Annotated in this window: 16 protein-coding genes; 1 reads left to right on the top strand and 15 read right to left on the bottom strand. The window is 63.8% G+C overall.

The window, feature by feature from the left end:
* The first annotated feature begins 47 nt into the window (after nt 1-47).
* Complete coding sequence (locus HOP58_RS13645; RefSeq protein WP_234260602.1) at nt 48-950, top strand: LysR family transcriptional regulator; 903 nt, start codon at nt 48-50, stop codon at nt 948-950.
* A 102-nt stretch (nt 951-1052) separates the two neighbouring features.
* Here HOP58_RS13645 and HOP58_RS13640 read toward each other — a convergent pair whose 3' ends face one another.
* The 15 genes from HOP58_RS13640 to HOP58_RS13570 form a co-directional block, all read right to left on the bottom strand.
* The gene (locus HOP58_RS13640) at nt 1053-2792 is read right to left on the bottom strand and encodes a BCCT family transporter (RefSeq protein ID WP_234260601.1); all 1740 of its coding nucleotides are present in this window, start codon (nt 2790-2792) and stop codon (nt 1053-1055) included.
* 75 nt (nt 2793-2867) lie between these two features.
* Nucleotides 2868-3626, bottom strand: coding sequence for a creatininase (locus tag HOP58_RS13635; RefSeq protein ID WP_234260600.1), 759 nt, complete (start codon nt 3624-3626; stop codon nt 2868-2870).
* Nucleotides 3627-3688: 62 nt separating this feature from the next.
* Nucleotides 3689-4897 (bottom strand): M24 family metallopeptidase, encoded by a 1209-nt coding sequence (locus HOP58_RS13630; RefSeq protein WP_234260599.1) that lies wholly within the window; start codon nt 4895-4897, stop codon nt 3689-3691.
* Nucleotides 4898-4918: 21 nt separating this feature from the next.
* The gene (locus HOP58_RS13625) at nt 4919-5230 is read right to left on the bottom strand and encodes a hypothetical protein (protein WP_234260598.1); all 312 of its coding nucleotides are present in this window, start codon (nt 5228-5230) and stop codon (nt 4919-4921) included.
* 226 nt (nt 5231-5456) lie between these two features.
* Nucleotides 5457-6443, bottom strand: coding sequence for a GTP 3',8-cyclase MoaA (moaA, locus tag HOP58_RS13620; RefSeq protein WP_234260597.1), 987 nt, complete (start codon nt 6441-6443; stop codon nt 5457-5459).
* Nucleotides 6440-6859, bottom strand: coding sequence for a putative zinc-binding protein (locus tag HOP58_RS13615; RefSeq protein WP_234260596.1), 420 nt, complete (start codon nt 6857-6859; stop codon nt 6440-6442). Before HOP58_RS13615 ends, moaA begins: the two co-directional genes overlap by 4 nt.
* 43 nt (nt 6860-6902) lie before the next feature.
* Nucleotides 6903-7646, bottom strand: coding sequence for a Crp/Fnr family transcriptional regulator (locus tag HOP58_RS13610; protein ID WP_010626267.1), 744 nt, complete (start codon nt 7644-7646; stop codon nt 6903-6905).
* The gene (gene glp, locus HOP58_RS13605; RefSeq protein WP_234260595.1) at nt 7606-8847 is read right to left on the bottom strand and encodes a gephyrin-like molybdotransferase Glp; all 1242 of its coding nucleotides are present in this window, start codon (nt 8845-8847) and stop codon (nt 7606-7608) included. The genes HOP58_RS13610 and glp overlap by 41 nt, the downstream gene beginning before the upstream one ends.
* The gene (moaB, locus tag HOP58_RS13600) at nt 8844-9428 is read right to left on the bottom strand and encodes a molybdenum cofactor biosynthesis protein B (protein WP_234260594.1); all 585 of its coding nucleotides are present in this window, start codon (nt 9426-9428) and stop codon (nt 8844-8846) included. The genes glp and moaB overlap by 4 nt, the downstream gene beginning before the upstream one ends.
* 9 nt (nt 9429-9437) lie before the next feature.
* Nucleotides 9438-10259, bottom strand: a complete 822-nt coding sequence (locus HOP58_RS13595; RefSeq protein ID WP_234260593.1) for a peptidylprolyl isomerase — start codon at nt 10257-10259, stop codon at nt 9438-9440.
* A 294-nt stretch (nt 10260-10553) separates the two neighbouring features.
* A complete protein-coding gene (gene narI, locus HOP58_RS13590) occupies nt 10554-11234 on the bottom strand; it encodes a respiratory nitrate reductase subunit gamma (protein ID WP_234260592.1) in 681 nt (226 codons plus the stop codon).
* 12 nt (nt 11235-11246) lie between these two features.
* Nucleotides 11247-12035 carry a nitrate reductase molybdenum cofactor assembly chaperone gene (narJ, locus tag HOP58_RS13585; RefSeq protein ID WP_010626262.1) on the bottom strand — a complete coding sequence of 263 codons (789 nt, stop codon included), beginning with the start codon at nt 12033-12035 and terminating at the stop codon, nt 11247-11249.
* A complete protein-coding gene (narH, locus tag HOP58_RS13580) occupies nt 12028-13590 on the bottom strand; it encodes a nitrate reductase subunit beta (protein WP_234260591.1) in 1563 nt (520 codons plus the stop codon). The genes narJ and narH overlap by 8 nt, the downstream gene beginning before the upstream one ends.
* Complete coding sequence (locus HOP58_RS13575; protein ID WP_234260590.1) at nt 13587-17351, bottom strand: nitrate reductase subunit alpha; 3765 nt, start codon at nt 17349-17351, stop codon at nt 13587-13589. The genes narH and HOP58_RS13575 overlap by 4 nt, the downstream gene beginning before the upstream one ends.
* A 198-nt stretch (nt 17352-17549) precedes the next feature.
* Entirely contained in the window at nt 17550-18833 is a 1284-nt protein-coding gene (locus tag HOP58_RS13570) for an MFS transporter (protein ID WP_234260589.1), read from the bottom strand.
* Nucleotides 18834-18880 lie beyond the last annotated feature (47 nt).

Here is an 18880-nt window from a genome sequence, read left to right as displayed (position 1 = left end):
CCCGCCACCAACAAGTTATTTTACTCGCTGAAAAGCGACCAATTTGAATGCACAATGCGCTCATAAAAGATCAAAATGGCAACGCAATGACCAACATACCCACCGACCTTCTGCGCACCTTCGTCACCATCAAGGATCTGGGTGGCTTCACCAGCGCGGGCGAGTTTCTTGGCCGCTCCCAGCCCGCAATCAGCCTGCAGATCAAGAAGCTGGAAGAAATACTGAACACCAAGATATTTCTGCGAGGGGCGAGCCTGGAGCTGACCGAGGATGGCGAATACCTCTACGAAGCCGCGCGCCAGATGCTGGAAATCAACGACCAGATCATTGCCAAGGTCAGAGGAGAGAATGTTTCTGGAAAGGTCAGGCTTGGCATTCCCAACGATTTCGAGCTGGTTTTTCTGCCCAAGGCACTGAGAAATCTTTCACGCGTCTACCCCAATATCATCGTGGAAGTCGACTGTGAAATCAGCAAGGTAATACTCCAGCGCTATCAGAAAGGACATTACGACATTGCCCTGGCCATGGAACATGCCAAGGAGAACGAAGACCGGGACTCCCGGGATTATCGGCTCGAGACGCTGGAGTGGGTTTACAAGGACAGTCGACTCATCAATGGCTATGACGACCCTATTCCGCTGATCGCCTATCCGCAGGGCTGTGTCTATCGCGCCATCATGGAAGAGTCGCTTCAGAGTCAACGCCACCCTTTCCGCTTCATGTACACCAGCACCAGCTTGTTAGGGATCTTTTCTGCCGTGGAAGAGGGGCTGGGAATCACGGCGATGGCAAGGTCGGTCATCCCAGAACACTTGAAGCATGCCTCGAGTTCGAAGAGCCTTCCCGAGCTGGGCCAGGTATGTATCGGCCTTTACTACAAGGAGCGCGAGCTGAACGTGGCTTCGCGCCATGTGCTCGACTTCCTTCGCTCCGGTATTGCCAACATATGAAAGGAGTGTCGCCACTCAGCCCTACCGCATGTCCGGCGAAAGCGCCGAATTGGGTCTGATAGCCAGGTGACACGGCTATCAGACCCCGCCTCCACGGTACGCTCAGGTTAGCCGCGAACGGTAGCCGATCGAGCCGGTTTCCTCATTGACCTTGGCTTTGAATTCACCGTCTCCTTCGATCTCGAACTCCACGCTGGGATCTGGGTCGTTTACCATCTTTTCCAGCTCCTTGATCGCCCTGTCCCGACTGAGCAGTCGTCTTATCGTATTGACGATCATCAGCAGAATGACGATGGAGAAGGGAAAGGCGCCAATGATGGTGCCGGTCTGTACCGTATCGACAACGCCGCTGCCACCCAGGGTCAACAGCACGGTCGCCACGGCGCCGATGCTGATGACCAGGACCACCCGGAACCAGGCACCGGCCCTTTTCGGCGCCGAGACGAAATCCGCCAGCGCATAGGTGCCGGCATCCAGCGAGGTGACGTAATAGGTCGCCACCAGCACCGTCGCCACCACCACCAGCAGACCACCAACGACCGGGATCGACTCCAGCATGACGAACAATCCGCTGGCAACGTTCTCGTTCACCGCCGCCGAAAGCCCGCGCCCCGTCAAGTCGTCGTAATAGATGGCAGCGGAGCCGAGCACGCCGATCCACACCATGACGATCAGGGAGGGGACGATAGTGACGCCGATCACGAACTCGCGCAGCGTTCTTCCGCGGGAGATCCGTGCAATGAAGCCGGCAACGAAGGGTGAGAAGGCGATGACCCAGCACCAGATGAAGACGGTCCACCAGCCGTTCCAGCTCTGCTGCCACGAGGCCAGGGGCTCGGCAGTGTTGGGCGCATCCGTCCAGAAGCTCATCGGAATGAAATTGGTGAAGTAGGAGCCGAACGTCTGGGTGACGTTGGAAATGATGAACAGCGTAGGGCCAAATACGAAGGCGGCAACCACCAGCACGACGCTGAGCACCGAGTTCGTTTCGCTGATCATACGCATCCCCCGGCTGATACCGAAGAAGGCCGAGATTGCCGCAGCGGTGCCCAACCCGACGATGACGAACAGCCAGACCCCAGGGCTCGAGGTCACTCCGGTAAAGGACGTGAGGCCAGAAGTGAACTGCATCGCCGCAAAGGCAAAGGAGGTGGAAAGGCCGAGGATCGTTGCCATGATAGCCAGCAGCTCCACCACCACGCCGGCACCGCCGCGAGCCCACTGGGGCAGGATATCGACGGTCGCTTCACGAAACGTCAGTGTCTTGCCCAGATTATGATGCGAATAGGCCAGGCACACCGCCACCACACAGTACATGGCCCACGCCGTGAAGCCCCAGTGGAAATAGGCCCAGACGAGCCCACCCCCCGCTTCGTTACCCGCCAATCCCTGGATGACCGGGCTTTCGTCACGCAGCATGATGGGTTGTGCCACCGACCAGAAAATCAGTCCGATGCCCTGGCCGCAGGCGAAAAGCATCGAGTACCAGGCAAAATTGCTGTACTCCGGCTTGGCATTCGGGCCGCCCAGTCGCACCCGCTTGCCGATCTTGCTGAAAACGAGCCAGGCGCATACCGCCACGGCAAACAACGAATAGAGAATGAAGAGCCAGGTAAAGCTGCCGGTGACGAAGGTGCGAAGATCGTAGATGACGGCTGCCACACTGTCAGGCCTGCTGAGCACCATGAGGATGAGCGCTGCGATCGCCAGCGGGGGGGTGAACTGAATGAACAGCCGCCCGATCGGGGGCAGGTCTCGCCCGGTGAAACGGGGTATCGCAACGGGTTCGGGGAAGTCCTTGCTGTCGCCAGGATTCCTGTGTGGGGGGTTGCTGTTTGACACGGTTCTCTACCTCACTGTTATTGTAATTGCCGGTACTTGCAAAGCACGTTTTCCGCAAAGGGCCTGTGGACAAGTTCATCCAAAACGGCTGGCAATTCCCGAGATGCACTCATCGAGAATGATCTCGCCTTTCTCGGCGGTTGCCGGCAGTGGGGATGAAAGCGTTCCTGAGGCCGCTACCCAGGAAGGGTCAGGGGGAAAGACGTCGTAAGGGGGAAAGGTGGCCGGCTCCACGTCAACTGCCTTGGACATGTCGACGAGCTCCGGATGTATCTTCAACATGATCGAGGTTTCCAGAACCCCGCCATGCTCGACGGCCCAGCCGGTAAAGCCCTCCGGAAAAACCTTCTCTATCGTTTCTTCACTGATGAAATCCCAATAGGAAAGCAGGTAGACCTTTACGCTAACACCCTCTGCTCTGCATTTGTTGACCAGCTTGTCGGCTGCCTCACACAGGCACATGGAGTTCTCGAAGTGCCCATTGATCAGGATGAACTCTCGGTTTCCGTGATTTACGTAGGCTTGCAACACATCGAAGACATAGTTTTCCAGAGAGCTGGCGGATACGCAGGTCGTTCCGGGGAAGAAGTTACCGCCTCCGGACTTGACCTGCGACTTGTAGCCATAACTGATAGCGGGAGCCACCAGTATATCGTCGGATCTTTCTGCCACCTTGACGGCAATATGGCTGGGTATCAGCACATCGGGATTGAGCGACATGTGGGGGCCATGCTGCTCGATGGCGCCTACGGGAAGAATTATCTTGCATCGGCCCTTCTCGGTGAGCTCCCGGTAGGATACCCAGTCCAGGTTCTCGATCTTTACGTTCTTCATCTCAATTCCCCAGATGCCTGTTTCTTTGTCGGAAAAGGGGAGCCTGGCTCCCCTTTGCTTTCTCACTTGACGATGTTGTGCTCCGGCCCATACGGGAAGCCGGTGATGTTCTCGGCCCCGTGTTCATTGACCACTAGAATATCGTGCTCGCGATAGCCTCCGGCGCCCGGTCGACCTTCCGGCACCATGATCATCGGCTCCATGGAGACCACCATGTTGGGCTCGAGCACGGTCTCGATGTCCTCACGCAGCTCGAGGCCCGCCTCACGGCCGTAGTAGTGGCTCAGGGTGCCGAAGGAGTGGCCGTAGCCGAAGGTGCGATACTGCAGCAGATCGTGCTTGGCAAAGATCTCGTTGAGCTCGTTGGCGATGTCGCAGCAGCGTACGCCGGGCTTGATCAGCTCCTGGCCGCGGCGATGCACTTCGCAGTTGACCTCCCACAGGCGCAGGTGCTCGTCGGAGGCGTGCTCGCAGAACAGAGTGCGCTCCAGCGCCGTGTAATAGCCCGAGATCATCGGGAAGGTGTTCAGGCTCAGGATGTCTCCGGACTGCACGCGGCGACTGGTCACCGGATTGTGGGCACCATCGGTGTTGATCCCCGACTGGAACCAGACCCAGGTGTCCATCAGTTCGCTGTTCGGGTAGGTCTTGGCGATCTCGCGCACCATTGCGGCTTGGCCGGCCAGCGCCACCTCGTATTCCGGCACGCCTGCCTTGATGGCATCGCGCACGGCAACGCCGCCTACGTCGGCAATGCGCGCGCCCTGGCGGATCAGGGCGATCTCTTCGGCCGACTTGATCATGCGCATCTGCATGGTTGGCACGCCGATATCGGTGAGCTCCACCTCGCCGAGTGCGGAAAGCAGCTTCTGCTGGTTCTGCAGCGTGAGGTGGTCGAACTCGACACCGACGCGCCGCTTGCCTTCGCAGAGCTGCTTGACCGCCTTGAAGAAATTGTCCTTCTGCCAGTCGGTGTAGACGACGTTGTCGCCCAGGCGATTGCGCCGATAGGGCTGGCCCCCATCGATATTGGCAGTGATAGTGGTAAAGCGATCCTGGGTGACGACCAGGCCATAATCGCGCCCGAACTTGCAGTAAACGAAGTCACTGAAGTAGTTGATATTGTGATAAGAGGTCAGCACGACGGCGTCGACGCCATTGGCCGCCATGTAGTCTCGAAGTCGCTTCAGACGCCCCTGCATTTCTGCATCGGAAAACGTCGGCGTCACCTTGTCACCATTGGAAATTTCGATCAGCGATGGAAGTTGCATCTTGTTGTCTCCTTCGTCTTTTCACGCGACATATGTCGCAGGTTGGGAACCGACCTTTACTGTCACGCCAGGCTCATTGGCAACGTCAAGCTTGCTGAACTGCATGATGGAAAGTCGGTATCTGGTTTCCAGGATCTTCACCAGACACATGATGTGATTGAACTCATCATCTTCGGCCTGGAAGTCGATGCCGAACATGTTGATACCGAGGCAGGCCACTTCGTAGGTTTTATTCACGCGCAGAAACGCGCTGGCGTTGCGCCTCAATTCACCGGCGTCCTGTAACACCATCGAGTCGGAAGCCACTCTCAGTACCAGTCGCCAATGTTTCATTTCCGCGTTCTCCAGCCGTCTGAAATGACTATGGCCAGCGCGGCTCGGCAACACCAATGACTAGTGCAAATAGGGCCATTGACGACAGCAATGCCGACAGCGAGGCCGCGGCATTGCCGCAGCGCGGAGCGAGTGAAAACAGGGCGTGGGAAGGCAAACAGACCGCAGCGGCAGCCTGGCGGCTGCCGGGTCAACGGCGAACGACGGGATAGTACGAGGTTGGGGGTCAGCCCCCGGTCATGTTCATGAAGCGCACCACCTGCACGTCGCCGTCGGTGGTGAAGTGGTGACGTTCGGGCTTCTTCTGCATGGCGGCAACGATGGCGGCCTTGAGCCGTTCCAGATCGCCGGGGTGGCGGCGCATCACCGCGCGCAGGTCGACGGAGTGTTCGTTGCCCAGGCACAGCAGCAGGCGGCCCTCGGCGGTGACCCGCACGCGGTTGCAGGCGGCGCAAAAGTTGTGGCTGTGGGGCGAGATGAAGCCGATGCGCGAGTCGCTGTCGGCCATGCGGTAGTAGCGCGACGGCCCCAGGGTGGTTTCGGTGGTGGGCAGCAGCGTGTGTCGCGCCTCGATGGCGGCACGCACGTCGTCGCTGGAACAGAAGGTCTCGCCGCGATCGTGGCTCATGTTCTGGCCCAGCGGCATCTCCTCGATAAAGCTGATGTCCACCTCTTCCTTTCTGGCGAACTCCACCAGGTCGAGCACCTCGTCGTCGTTGCGCCCCTTGAGAATCACCGCGTTGAGCTTGATGCGGTCGAATCCGGCTTCGCGAGCGGCGCGAATGCCGTCGATCACCCTGGCCAGGTCGCCGGTACGGGTCAGGGCGCGGAAGCGCTGGGGATCGAGCGAGTCGAGGCTGACGTTGAGCCGCTTGAGCCCGCCTTGATAGAGCACACGGGCGTGCTTGACCAGCCCGGCGCCGTTGGTGGTCATGCCGAAGTCGCGCAGCCCCGGCAGCGCGCCGAGTTCGGCCACCAGCTCCTCGATGCCGCGACGCACCAGGGGCTCGCCGCCGGTGAGGCGGATCTTCTCCACGCCCAGCTCGACGAAGGCTCGCGACAGGGTGGCGATCTCTTCCAGGGTCAACAGCCTGGCCCGAGGCAGGAAGGTCATCTCCTCGGCCATACAATAAACGCAGCGGAAGTCGCAGCGGTCGGTGACGGAGAGGCGGACGTAGCGCACGGTTCGGCCGAAGCCGTCGATCAGGCTCATGCGTTCTCCTCGGCGTTGACTTCTACGTGAGATACGGCATCCATCGGCAGGCGGGCGATCAGCTCACCGACCTGCTCGGCTACTTCGTTGACGGTTTCGTCGTCGTAGCTCTGGCCACGGCGCTTGCGAAAGCCCTGCTCGTAGAGCTTGACGTGTTCGGTGGCGCTCGCCCCGGCCCGGGCCAGACAGTGAGTGACGCAGTGCATCTGGCAGCCGTCGATGGCGACGATGGGCCGCCCCGAGCGGGCGATGCGCACCAGGCCCGGCACACCGCCGCCGACGCCGGAAATGCACGACATCTCGGCCACGCCGGTGTGGTCGAGCCGCACGGCCACGTCGTTGGCCAGCTGTGCCACGTCGGAGCAGCCGGAGCAGGAGTAGACCAGGGTGCGAGGTTTGTTCGCGGTTCGGGACATGCAGCCCTCCCTTTTTGCCACGCGCGACCCCGCGCCGACGACCTCAGTCGTCGGCCAGCATGGCGTCGCGCAGTTTCTGCTCGTCGAGCACCGTCAGGCGTTGGCGGTCGATGCCAATCACGCCGCCGTCGCGCAGCTTGGCCAACAGCCGCGACAGGGTCTCCGGTGTCATCGCCAGTTGGGCGGCGAGCCAGCGCTTGGGAATCGACAGGCGCACCACCCGCGGGCTCTTGCTGCGCCCCGCCGGCAGCTGACGCAGGATGTAGCTGACCAGCCGCGACATGGCATCGGCCTGGGTCAGCAGGGCCAGATCCTCGAGACGCTCGGTCAGCTCCAGCGCCAGCCGGCTCATGAACTCGGCGCGGCAGGCGGGCTGGCGGTCCATGATCTCGCGACAGTGCTGAGCGGGAATGGCCAGCACGTGGGTGCGGCGCAGCGCCTCGGCGGAGTAGAGATAGACCCCCGCACTGGAGACCATGCTCAGCTCGCCCAGGGTGCCGCCGCGCTCGACGCAGCGAATGGTGGCCAGGCGGCCGTCGCCCGCGCTGCGCGCCAGGCGCACCGCACCGTTGATGACAATGTAGAGCCAGTGCGCCGGCGCGTCCTGACGAAACAGCCATTCGCGGGTCTTCAGCGACTGCAGCTCGGAGTCCTGCAACAGCGCCGTTACCTCTTCTTCGTCGAGCTCGCTCAACCAGGGCACGCCGTTGACCAGCTCGCGCAGCTGCTTGGGCTTGAACAGCAGGTCAGTCGACGAACTGTCCGGCGGGTAAATAGGGATATTCACGACCTTCCTCCACGTCGGTATCGGCGGCCATCATCAGATAGCCGTGCGCCTGGCTGGCGGCATGCAGCATGTGGGAGCCCTGCCCGCCGGCGAGCAAGGCTACCGGATGGTCGCCCTGCCAGTCGAGCGTCACACGCAGCAACTCGCGCCGCCCTGGACTGCCCCGCCGCGAGAAGCCGGCACGCACACGATAGTGTTGTAGTGGCCCGACGGTGCGGCCCTGGCAGCCCTGAACGAAAGGTCTCGCCAGCAGATGCCAGCCCACCAGGGAGGCCACCGGATTGCCCGGCAGGCCCAGCAGCGGCACGCCCTCGGGCGAACCGTCGTCCAGGTAGCCGAAGGCGAACGGCTTGCCCGGCTTCATCGCCACGCCATGGAACCAGAGCCCACCGAGCTCGTCGAGCACGGGCCTGACGTGGTCTTCCTCACCCACCGACACGCCGCCGGTGCATACCACCAGATTAGCGCCGTCGCGGGCGATGGCGAACGCCTCGCGCAGGGCGTCGGGATCGTCGGCGATGATGCCGAGATCCAGCACCTCGCAGTCGGCCTGCTCGAGCAGCGCCTTCAGCATCACCCGGTTGCTGTTGTAGACCAGCCCGGGAGCGAATGCCGTGCCCGGCTCGATCAGTTCGTCGCCGGTGGATATCAGCGCCACCTTGAGGCGCGGCAGTACCGGCACCTCGGCGATGCCTTGGCTGGCCAGCAGCGCCAGTGCCGCAGCGTTCAGCGTCCAGCCTGCCGTCAGCAGCGTGTTGCCCTTACGGTACTCCTCCCCGCGGCGGCGAATGTTGGCCCCTGGCTTCGCTTCGCCGACCACGTGCATGCGCCCCGCTTCGTCCAGGCATACCCGCTCCTGGGGCACCACGCAGTCGGCTCCCTCGGGCACCGGCGCGCCGGTGAAGATACGCGCGCAGCCGCCTGCGGGCAGCGGCTCGATGGCCGCACCCGCCGGCACCCGCATGACCACCGGCAGGCCGGCGTCGCTGAGTTCCGCCAGGCGCAGGACATAGCCGTCCATCGCGCTGTTGTCGACGCCGGGCATGTCGAGCCGTGCCGTCAGGTCGCGGGCCAGCACGCGCCCGGCGGCACGCTCCAGCGCCACGAGCTCCTCGCCCCGCACCGGCTCGGCCGCGGCGATCATCCGCGCTCGCGCCACCTCCAGGTCGAGTAATCCTTTGGCAAGCGTGGCACAGCTCATGCGCGCACACCTTGACCGTGGTTAGGTACCGATTCGACGCTGCGTGACTCGCAGCAGTGCTGCTCGGGCAGCACCATGGCGACGAAGTTGCACGGTCGGGTGCGAGCATCGAGCTGGCTGGCCAGAATGCCGTCCCACGCCGTGGCGCAGGCCTTGGGCGAGCCGGGCATGGCGAAGATCAGGGTGCGGTTGGCCACGCCGCCCACCGCCCGCGACTGCACGGTGGAGGGGCCGATGCTGTCGAACGAGAGCTGGCGGAACAGCTCACCGTAGCCGTCGATGGCGCGGTCGAACAGCGGCGCGAGAGCCTCGGGCGTGGTGTCGCGCACGGTAAAGCCGGTACCGCCGTTGACCAGGATGACCTGCACGTCGTCGCGCACCACCCACTTGGAGACCACCGCGCGAATCCGGTAGATGTCATCGGGCACGATGCGCCGGTCGACCAGGGCATGGCCGGCCTCGGAGAGGCGTTCGCTGAGCAGGTCGCCGCTGCCGTCGCGGTCGAAGCCGCGGGTATCGGACACGGTCAGCACGGCGATACCGAGCGGCACGAAGCGAGCGTTGGCATGGACGTGGGACATGAACTCCTCCTATTGCATCAGGCTGCCGGCGGCATCGTCATCCAACTCGACGCCTTCGACGCCGATCTCCTCTTCCAGCGCCAGCAGGTAGTGGCGCAAGGCACGGCGAGTGGCCTGTTCGCGCAGGGTGTGGCGCACGCGCTCGGCGACCTGCTCGAAGGGCGGGCGCTGACCGCCTTCACGCGCGTCGATGCTCACCAGGTGCCAGCCGTAGCGCGAGGCCAGCGGACGGTCGTGTAGCCCTTCGGGCAGGTGCTGCAGGGCGCGGTCGAGCTCGGCCACGGTCTGCCCTTGCGCCAGCCAGCCCAGCTCGCCGCCTTCGCTCTTCGAGGGGCAGGCGGAGTGGCGCATGGCGAATTCGGTGAAGCGCTCGGGAATTGCGGCGAGCTCTTCGAGCAGCGTTTCGCCCAGACGGTACTGGGCATCGCGCGCCTCGGCGTCGTCGGGCGCGGCGGCCAGCAGTATGTGGCGAACGGCGATGCGAGTCGGTGCGCTGAAGCGCTCGGGCTCGGCGTCGAAGAAACGGCGGCAGGCCGCCTCTTCGGGCTCCGGGACATCCAGTTCCTGTTCGAGCAGGGTGGCGATGGCGGCATCGTGCTCGCCTTCGTCACGGGAATCTGCGCTCAGCAGACCGAGCTCGACGGCGCGCTGTCGCAGCAGTTCGCGAACCACCAGGGCGCGGGCGGCCGCAAGCTTCGCCTCGTCGGCGGTGGCCGCCGGGTGGTACTGCATCTCGCGGGCGATGCTCTCTTCGTCGATCGCCTTGTCCCCGACCTTGACGGGCGGCGGGGCGTAGCGGCCCGGCAACTGTGCGATCTCGATCATTTGCATGGTGCTGATCCTCTAATACATGACATAAGCGGCTGTCGATGCCCGGGGCTGTTCCGTCGACAGGCCTGCGAGGAGGCGCTGTGAACCCATCCCTGGGCGCTACTTTTGCCATCCATGGCAAAAGACCTCCTCTTCGGCCTGCCCCCGGCGCCCCCAGCCCTGCCTCCGGCGTCCCAAAACTTTGTTGCTCCGAGGCATGCGAAGCTGAGCGAGCGATGGCCAGACTAGGCGGAGATCGACGAAGAAGGGGGGATCTCCAACAACGTCTGGCCGAGCGCAGCCAGCTTTGACCCCCTAAGCCCGGCGACGGACGATTTGATAGCGCCGCGTCACATAGCCCATCGGCGCGCTCCACACGTGAACCAGACGGGTGAAGGGGAAGACCAGGATGATGGTCAGGCCCACCAGGATGTGCAGCTTGTAGATCCAGCTCACCCCCTCCAGATAAGCGGCAGCACCGCCCTGGAAGAACACGATGGACTGCGCCCAGCCGGAGAACTGCAGCATCTTGCTACCGTCCAGGTGGCCCAGGGTGGGCAGGATGGTGAGCAGGCCGAGCGCTACCTGAAGCACCAGCAGCCCGATGATCACGGTGTCCATGGCGCTGGAAGAGGCACGCACCCGCGGATTGGTGAGGCGACGATGGAACAGCATGGCGCCGCCCACCAGACACATCACGCCGGCGATACCGCCTACCACCACGGCAATCACCTGCTTGGCGCCGGCACTGATGAAGGGGCTGTAGACCCAGTGCGGCGTGAGCAGGCCGGCCAGGTGGCCGAAGAAGATCACGATGATGCCGATGTGGAACAGGTTGCTGGCCATGCGCATGTTCTTCGACGACAGCATCTGGCTGGAGCCGGTCTTCCAGGTGAACTGCCCCTGGTCGTAGCGCAGCAGGCTGCCGATGAGGAAGACGCTGCCAGCGAGGTAGGGGTAGAGCCCGAACAGCAGGGTATCGATGTAGTTGCTCATGACAGGTCTCCGTTAGTGTTTCTTGGCGGCATCGACGGGGTCGAGGATGCGAATCGCCTCGCCCTGTACCTGCCGCTTGCGCTCGGCCAGGCGGCGCCCTTCGGCGGACTGCAGCGCGCAATCCTCGTCGGACTTGGCGGAGAAACGCACCGCCTCCTCCTCCCACACCGCGTCCAGCGCTTCGGGGGTGTCGTCGCGCTTCTCGCTGACCACCGCCTGACGCTGCGCCTCGATGTCCTCTTCGGCATCGATCAGCGCCAGCAGTGCGCGGGTTACCAGGGCCTGGTCGGCGCCGCGCTCCTCGAGGCGTGCGGTGAGCAGCGCCAGGATGTGGCGGATCTCGCCCAGCCAGCGGCCGATCTCCTCGTCGCTGCGGGTGGAGAGGTACTCCAGGAACAGCGGCAGGTAGTCGGGCAGTTCGCGGGCGTCGAGTTCGAAACCGGCGGCCTTGTACTCGTCGATCAGGTCGACCATGGCCTGGCCGCGATCGCGGGACTCGCCGTGCACGTGTTCGAACAGCAGCAGCGAGTGGGCGCGGCCCTTGTCGAACAGCGCCACGTACTCGGACTGCAGCTCGAGCAGGTCGCCGTCTGCGATGCGCTGGCACCAGCTCATCAGGTCGGCCTTGAGCGCCGCCGAGAGGCGGCGCTCGACGTAGAGCGCCTCGATCAGTTCATCCACCGCGCCCTGCAGCGCCTCGGTGGGGTAGTCCAGCAGGCGGGCCAGCACGCGCAGGCTGCGCATGCCGAACTCCGGCTGGATCATCGCCTCGTGGGGCATCTGGAGTGCTGCATCAGCCATGGTGAGTCTCCTTGGCGCCAGTTTTCGGGTCGAACACGTCCACCGGCTTGACCAGCGCGCTGGTCTGCTTGCGGCCGTTGAACAGACTCGGCTTGCTCTCACCGTGACAGCCATCGCCGAAGCTGAAGCCGCAGCCGCCGCGCTCGGGGAATGCTTCGGTGGCCATTTCGCGGTGGCTGGTGGGGATCACGAAGCGATCCTCGTAGTTGGCGATGGCCAGATAGCGGTACATCTCTTCCACCTGAGCCTCGCTGAGACCGACGGCGTCGAGCACCTCGGTGTCGTGCTTGCCTTCGACATGCTTGTTGCGCATGAAGACGCGCATCGCCATCAGCCGCTTGAGCGCCAGCACCACGGGCTCTTCCTCACCGGCGGTGAGCATGTTGGCCAGGTAGCGCACCGGAATGCGCAGCGACTCGATCTTGGGCAGTACGCCGTCGTACTCGACCTTGCCGGCCTCGGCGGCCGACTGGATCGGCGACAGCGGCGGCACGTACCAGACCATCGGCAGGGTGCGGTACTCGGGGTGCAACGGCAGCGCCAGCCCCCAGTCCATGGCCATCTTGTAGACCGGGCTCTCCTGAGCGGCCTTGATCACGTTGTCGGTGATGCCGTCCTTCTTGGCCTGGGCGATCACCTCGGGATCGTTGGGATCGAGGAAGATCTCGCACTGGCGATGGTAGAGGTCGCGCACGTCCGGCGAGCTGGCCACTTCCTCGATGCGGTCGGCGTCATACAGCAGCACCCCGAGGTAGCGGATGCGACCCACGCAGGTCTCGGAGCAGATCGTCGGCATGCCCGACTCGATACGCGGGTAGCAGAAGATGCACTTCTCGGATTTGCCGGTCTTCCAGTTGTAGTAGATCTTCTTGTACGGGCAGCCGGAGATACACATCCGCCAGCCGCGGCACTTGTCCTGGTCGATCAGGACGATGCCGTCCTCCTCGCGCTTGTAGATCGCGCCGCTCGGGCACGAGGCCACGCACGCCGGGTTCAAGCAGTGCTCGCACAGGCGCGGCAGGTACATCATGAAGGTGTTCTCGAACTGGCCGTAGATGTCGGCCTGCACCTGCTCGAAGTTCTTGTCCTTGCGGCGCTTGGCGAACTCGGTGCCGAGGATCTCCTCCCAGTTGGGACCCCATTCGATCTTCTTCATGCGCTCGCCGGAGATCAGCGAGCGGGGGCGCGCCACCGGCTGGTGGTCGCCCTGCTTGGCGGTATGCAGGTGCTGGTAGTCGAAATCGAACGGCTCGTAGTATTCGTCGATCTCGGGCAGGTCGGGGTTGGCGAAGATGTTCGCCAGCACCCGCCACTTGCCGCCGATGCGCGGCTCGATCTTGCCGTCCTTGCGGCGCATCCAGCCGCCCTTCCACTTGTCCTGGTTCTCCCACTCCTTGGGATAGCCGATACCGGGCTTGGTCTCGACGTTGTTGAACCAGGCGTATTCAAGGCCTTCACGGCTGGTCCAGACGTTCTTGCAGGTGACCGAGCAGGTGTGACAGCCGATGCACTTGTCGAGGTTGAGGACCATGCCTACCTGGGAACGAATCTTCATTTCACGGTCTCCTGCACGCTGTCGTTGCCTTCGCCATCCAGCCAGTCGATTCGGTTCATCTTGCGGATGAGGACGAATTCATCGCGGTTGGAACCAACGGTGCCGTAGTAGTTGAAGCTGTAAGAGAGCTGCGCGTAGCCGCCGATCATGTGGGTCGGCTTCGGGCACACCCGGGTCACGGAGTTGTGCATGCCGCCGCGGGTCTTGGTGACTTCGGAGCCCGGCACGTTCACCTGACGCTCCTGGGCGTGGTACATCATCACCATGCCGTCCTTGACCCGCTGACTGACGATGGCCCGAGCGGTGATGGCGCCGTTGGCGTTGAACAGCTCGATCCAGTCGTTGTCCTCTATGCCGATCTCCTGGGCGTCGTTCTCCGACATCCACACCACCGGACCGCCGCGGTTGAGCGTCAGCATCAGCAGGTTGTCGCTGTAGGTGGAGTGGATGCCCCACTTCTGGTGCGGGGTGATCCAGTTCAGCGCCTTGGTCGGGTTGCCGTTGTCCTCCGGCATCTGGAAACCGGTGATGGTCTTGGTGTTGATCGGCGGACGGTAGGTCAGCAGGCTCTCACCGAAGGCGCGCATCCAGGGGTGATCCTGGTAGAACTGCTGGCGGCCGCTCACGGTGCGCCACGGAATCAGCTCGTGCACGTTGGTGTAGCCGGCGTTGTAGGAGACGTGCTCGTCTTCCAGGCCCGACCAGGTCGGGCTAGAGATGATCTTGCGCGGCTGGGCGACGATGTCGCGGAAGCGGATCTTCTCCTCGTGCTTGGGCGTGGCCAGGTGGGTGTGGTCGCGTCCGGTGATCTTGGACAGCGCGCCCCACGCCTTGACCGCCACCGCACCGTTGGTTTCCGGCGCCAGGGTCAGGATCATCTCGGCGGCATCGATCGCGGTCTCGATCTTCGGCCGGCCCTTGTGCGGGCCTTCGGTCTTGCGGTAGTTCAGCTTGCCGAGCAGCTCGACCTCGGATTCGGTGTTCCAGGCGATGCCCTTGCCGCCGTTGCCGATGGTCTCGAGCAGCGGACCGACGGAGGTGAAGCGCTCGTAGGTCTCGGGGTAGTTGCGCTTGACCTCGATCAGCGCTGGCATGGTCTTACCGGGGATCGGCTCACACTCGCCCTTCTTCCAGTCCTTCACTTCGGGCTGGGCCAGCTCCGCCGGGGAGTCGTGCTGGTGCGGCAGGGTGACCAGGTCGGTCTCCTCGCCGAGATGGCCGACGCACACCTCGGAGAACGCCTTGGCGATGCCCTTGTAGATGTCCCAGTCGCTGCGCGACTCCCACGCCGGGTCGGTGGCCGCGGTCAGCGGGTGGATGAACGGGTGCATGTCCGAGGTGTTGAGGTCGTTCTTCTCGTACCAGGTGGCCGTCGGCAGCACCACGTCGGAGTAGAGACAGGTGGAGGACATGCGGAAGTCCAGCGTGACCACCAGGTCGAGCTTGCCTTCCGGCGCCTCGTCGTGCCACTTCACCTCTTCCGGCTTCTGGCCGCCCATCTCGCCCAGGTCCTTGCCTTGAATACCGTTACGGGTACCCAGCAGGTACTTGAGCATGTACTCGTGGCCCTTGCCCGAGCTGCCCAGCAGATTGGAGCGCCACACGAACAGGTTACGCGGGAAGTTCTGCGGGCTGTCCGGATCCTCGGCGGCGAACGCCAGCTCGCCGCTCTTGAGCTGCTGTACGGCGTAGTCCTTGGTCGACATGCCCGCTTCGGCAGCCGGCTTGGCCAGGCGCAGCGGGTTGGTGCCGAGCTGCGGCGCGGAGGGCAGCCAGCCCATGCGCTCGGAGCGCACGTTGAAGTCGATCAGACTGCCTGTGTACTTGCTGGCATCGGCCAGCGGCGACAGGATCTCCTTGATCTCGAGCTTCTCGTAGCGCCACTGGGAGGAGTGGTTGTAGAAGAACGAGGTGGAGTTCATGTGGCGCGGCGGACGCTGCCAGTCGAGGCCGAAGGCCAGCGGGGTCCAGCCGGTCTGCGGACGCAGCTTCTCCTGGCCCACGTAGTGGGCCCAGCCGCCGCCGCTCTGGCCGATACAGCCGCACATGACCAGCATGTTGATCAGGCCGCGGTAGTTCATGTCCATGTGGTACCAGTGGTTCATCGCGGCACCCACGATGACCATGGAGCGACCCTGGGTCTTGTCGGCGTTGTCGGCGAACTCACGGGCGATACGGGCGACCTGCTCGGCGGGCACGCCGGTGATCTTCTCCTGCCAGGCCGGCGTGTAGGGGCGGATCTGGTCGTAGGAGGTGGCGCCGTCGTCCTCGCCTTCCTTGCCGAAGCCGCGGTCGATGCCGTAGTTGGCGCACATCAGGTCGAACACGGTGACGGCGAGAATTTCCGTGCCGTCGGCCTTCTTCAGGCGCTTGGCGGGCAGGCTGTGGAACAGCAGCTCGTTGCCGGCCACATGATCGAAATGCTCGTGGGCGATGCCGCCGAAGTAGGGGAACGCCACCCTGGCCACGTCGTCATGGCTCTCGGCCAGGGTCAGCAGCGGCTTGATCTCGGCGCCGTCGGCGCTGCGCTCCTCGAGGTTCCACTTGCCCTGGTTCTCTTCGCTCTCACCCCAGCGGAAACCGATGGAGCCGTTGGGCACGACGAGGCTATCGGACAGCTCGTCCCACGCCACGGTCTTCCACTCGGGGTTGTTGTCCTGCCCCATGTTGCCGTCGAAGTCGCTGGTACGCAGCTGCTTGCCGGGCACGAAGCTGCCGTCTTCACGCGCTTCCAGCTCGACCAGGAAAGGCATGTCGGAGTACTTGCGCACGTACTCGGTGAAGTAGGCGCTGGGCTTGTCGAGGTGGAACTCCTTGAGGATAACGTGGCCCATGGCCATGCCGAGGGCGGCGTCGGTGCCCTGCTTGACCGACAGCCACTCGTCGGTGAGCTTGGAGACCTCCGCGTAGTCCGGGGTGATGGAGACGGTCTTGGTGCCCTTGTAGCGCACTTCGGTGAAGAAGTGGGCGTCCGGGGTACGGGTCTGGGGCACGTTGGAACCCCAGGCAATGATGTAGCCGGAGTTGTACCAGTCGGCCGATTCCGGCACGTCGGTCTGCTCGCCCCAGGTCTGCGGGCTGGCTGGCGGCAGGTCGCAGTACCAGTCGTAGAAGCTCATGCACACGCCGCCGATCAGCGACAGGTAGCGGCTACCCGCGGCGTAGCTGACCATCGACATGGCGGGGATCGGCGAGAAGCCGATGATGCGGTCGGGGCCGAACTGCTTGGCGGTGTAGACGTTGGAGGCGGCGATCAGCTCGTTGAGCTCATCCCAGTTGGCACGCACGAAGCCGCCCATGCCGCGGGCGCGCTTGTACTGCTTGGTCTTGGCCGGGTCGGAGACGATGGAAGCCCAGGCATCTACCGGGTCGCCGTGCTGCTGCTTGGCCTCGCGCCACAGCTTGAGCAGCGGCTTGCGGATCAGCGGGTACTTGAGGCGGTTGGCGCTGTACATGTACCAGGAGTAGCTGGCGCCACGCGGGCAGCCCCGCGGCTCATGGTTGGGCAGGTCCGGGCGGGTACGCGGGTAGTCGGTCTGCTGGGTTTCCCAAGTGACCAGGCCGTTCTTGACGTAGATCTTCCAGCTGCAGGAGCCGGTGCAGTTCACGCCGTGGGTGGAACGCACGACCTTGTCGTGCTGCCAGCGCTGACGATAGCCGTCCTCCCAGCCACGGGACTCCTCGCGGGTCTCGCCATGCTCGTTGGCGAAGGGCTCGCGGGCCTTACGGAAGAAATTCAGCCGATCTAAGAAGTGACTCATGGTCGATCTCCAGGCTTCTTGAAGTGTTGCGTGGCACCCGGGCCACCCTGCCTGCCGTGTCGTGCGACGTGATCCACACGACCGCCGGGGCAGGTTCTTGAAGCGAAGTCTGGAGCATCGAAAAGCGGATTACTGCCAGGTTACCTCCATATACACTCCCTCTACCCACAAGGTGATAGACCGCTCGGTGAAAGGGGGTTAGTCCGCCTGGGCACGCACTCCCTCCCACAGCATCAGCAGCATGCACACTGCCAGCGCGGCGTAGAGGAACATGAAGCCGGCGGTGCGCACGCCGATCCACTCGTTGCCAAGCACGAACATCAGCGGCAGCACGGCGGCGAACAGCCCGCCCAGGGCCAGCGCCAGCCCGCCCGAGCGCACCATGTCATCACCGTATTCGCGGTGCAGCAGGCACATCAGGCTGCCCTTGCCGATGCCCATGGCCAGCCCCATCACCGCCAGCAGCGCAGTGAAGCCGTAAAGCGGCATGGAGAAAACGAGCGTGAGGTCGCCATGCACACCGTGGATCTGCATGGTGAAGTCGGGATAGGAGAGCAGGAACAGGCACACCATGACGCAGGCGCTGACCCACCAGCGCAGGTCGCGGAAATCGCGCCGGTCGGCCAAGGCGCCACCGACGATCTGACCTACCCCACCCGGCAGGGTGAAGGCCAGCGCCCACAGCGCGGCCAGCTTGAGCGAAAGCTGATACTGCGCCGCCAGATAACCCGGCAGCCACAGCGCCAGCGCCACGAAGGCGCCGTAGAAGAAGCTGTAGTAGAGCGCCAGGCGGCACACCGCTGGCGGCGGCAGCCAGCGCCGGCGCACCCGAACGTGCTCGGGCGGCGGCTCGAGATCATCGAGTGTTTCGACCGACAGGGAGACCCTCCTCGGCGCATCCTCGGCGAACACCCACAGCAGCAGCGCCACCAGCAGCACCGGCAGCAGATAGAGCTTGGGCGCCATGGGCCAGCCGTAGGCCTGGCTGATCAGGGGCAGCAGGAAATAGGTCAGCCCCGCCCCCAGCATGCCGGCGCCGTAGAGCCCTAGCGCCAGGCCGGCATGACGCCGCGGGCACAGCGCCGCCACGTAGACCAGCCCGGCAGCCAGCGAGCCGGCCCCCAGCCCCAGCCCGGCACCGGCCAGCAGAAACTCCAGGTAAGCGTCGGAATAGGCAATCGCCCACAGGAAGGGACAGATCAGCAGCAGACAGCCGATCATCACCCGCCGCCCGCCGAGGCGATGCGCCAGCACCGCCATGGGCAGCGCCGCCAGCGCACCGGTGAACATCGGCATGGCCAGCAGCAGGGCGAACTGCACTTCTCCGAAGTGCAGCACGCGCTTCAGCTCGACGCCCAGCACGGCGAAGATGGTCCAACTGGCGAACACCAGCGCGAAGGCCAGCGGCGACAACAGCACGACCACCAGCGAACGGTAGTCGACCTGCGCGCCCAGCGGCGGGGCTTTTACGGCAGGCTGCATGAACGGTTTGTCTCATGGGGTGGTCGAAGAGATTCTCGTTTCCGCTC

The sequence above is a fragment of the Halomonas sp. MCCC 1A11062 genome (genome assembly GCF_021404355.1).
GTDB lineage: Bacteria > Pseudomonadota > Gammaproteobacteria > Pseudomonadales > Halomonadaceae > Halomonas > Halomonas aerodenitrificans.
The sequence above is the reverse complement of the archived record's forward strand: the minus strand, read 5'-3'. Positions and strand labels throughout refer to the sequence as shown.

What these genes read in the sequence shown, in the direction of transcription:
- glp (WP_234260595.1), bottom strand. Translation starts at nt 8,847, where the DNA reads ATGAGCTGTGCCACGCTTGCCAAAGGATTACTCGACCTGGAGGTGGCG.
- HOP58_RS13630 (WP_234260599.1), bottom strand. Translation starts at nt 4,897, where the DNA reads ATGCAACTTCCATCGCTGATCGAAATTTCCAATGGTGACAAGGTGACG.
- narH (WP_234260591.1), bottom strand. Translation starts at nt 13,590, where the DNA reads ATGAAGATTCGTTCCCAGGTAGGCATGGTCCTCAACCTCGACAAGTGC.
- moaA (WP_234260597.1), bottom strand. Translation starts at nt 6,443, where the DNA reads ATGAGCCTGATCGACGGCTTCGGCCGAACCGTGCGCTACGTCCGCCTC.
- narJ (WP_010626262.1), bottom strand. Translation starts at nt 12,035, where the DNA reads ATGGCTGATGCAGCACTCCAGATGCCCCACGAGGCGATGATCCAGCCG.
- HOP58_RS13615 (WP_234260596.1), bottom strand. Translation starts at nt 6,859, where the DNA reads ATGTCCCGAACCGCGAACAAACCTCGCACCCTGGTCTACTCCTGCTCC.
- HOP58_RS13575 (WP_234260590.1), bottom strand. Translation starts at nt 17,351, where the DNA reads ATGAGTCACTTCTTAGATCGGCTGAATTTCTTCCGTAAGGCCCGCGAG.
- HOP58_RS13625 (WP_234260598.1), bottom strand. Translation starts at nt 5,230, where the DNA reads ATGAAACATTGGCGACTGGTACTGAGAGTGGCTTCCGACTCGATGGTG.
- HOP58_RS13645 (WP_234260602.1), top strand. Translation starts at nt 48, where the DNA reads ATGCACAATGCGCTCATAAAAGATCAAAATGGCAACGCAATGACCAAC.
- HOP58_RS13570 (WP_234260589.1), bottom strand. Translation starts at nt 18,833, where the DNA reads ATGCAGCCTGCCGTAAAAGCCCCGCCGCTGGGCGCGCAGGTCGACTAC.
- moaB (WP_234260594.1), bottom strand. Translation starts at nt 9,428, where the DNA reads ATGTCCCACGTCCATGCCAACGCTCGCTTCGTGCCGCTCGGTATCGCC.
- HOP58_RS13635 (WP_234260600.1), bottom strand. Translation starts at nt 3,626, where the DNA reads ATGAAGAACGTAAAGATCGAGAACCTGGACTGGGTATCCTACCGGGAG.
- HOP58_RS13595 (WP_234260593.1), bottom strand. Translation starts at nt 10,259, where the DNA reads ATGCAAATGATCGAGATCGCACAGTTGCCGGGCCGCTACGCCCCGCCG.
- narI (WP_234260592.1), bottom strand. Translation starts at nt 11,234, where the DNA reads ATGAGCAACTACATCGATACCCTGCTGTTCGGGCTCTACCCCTACCTC.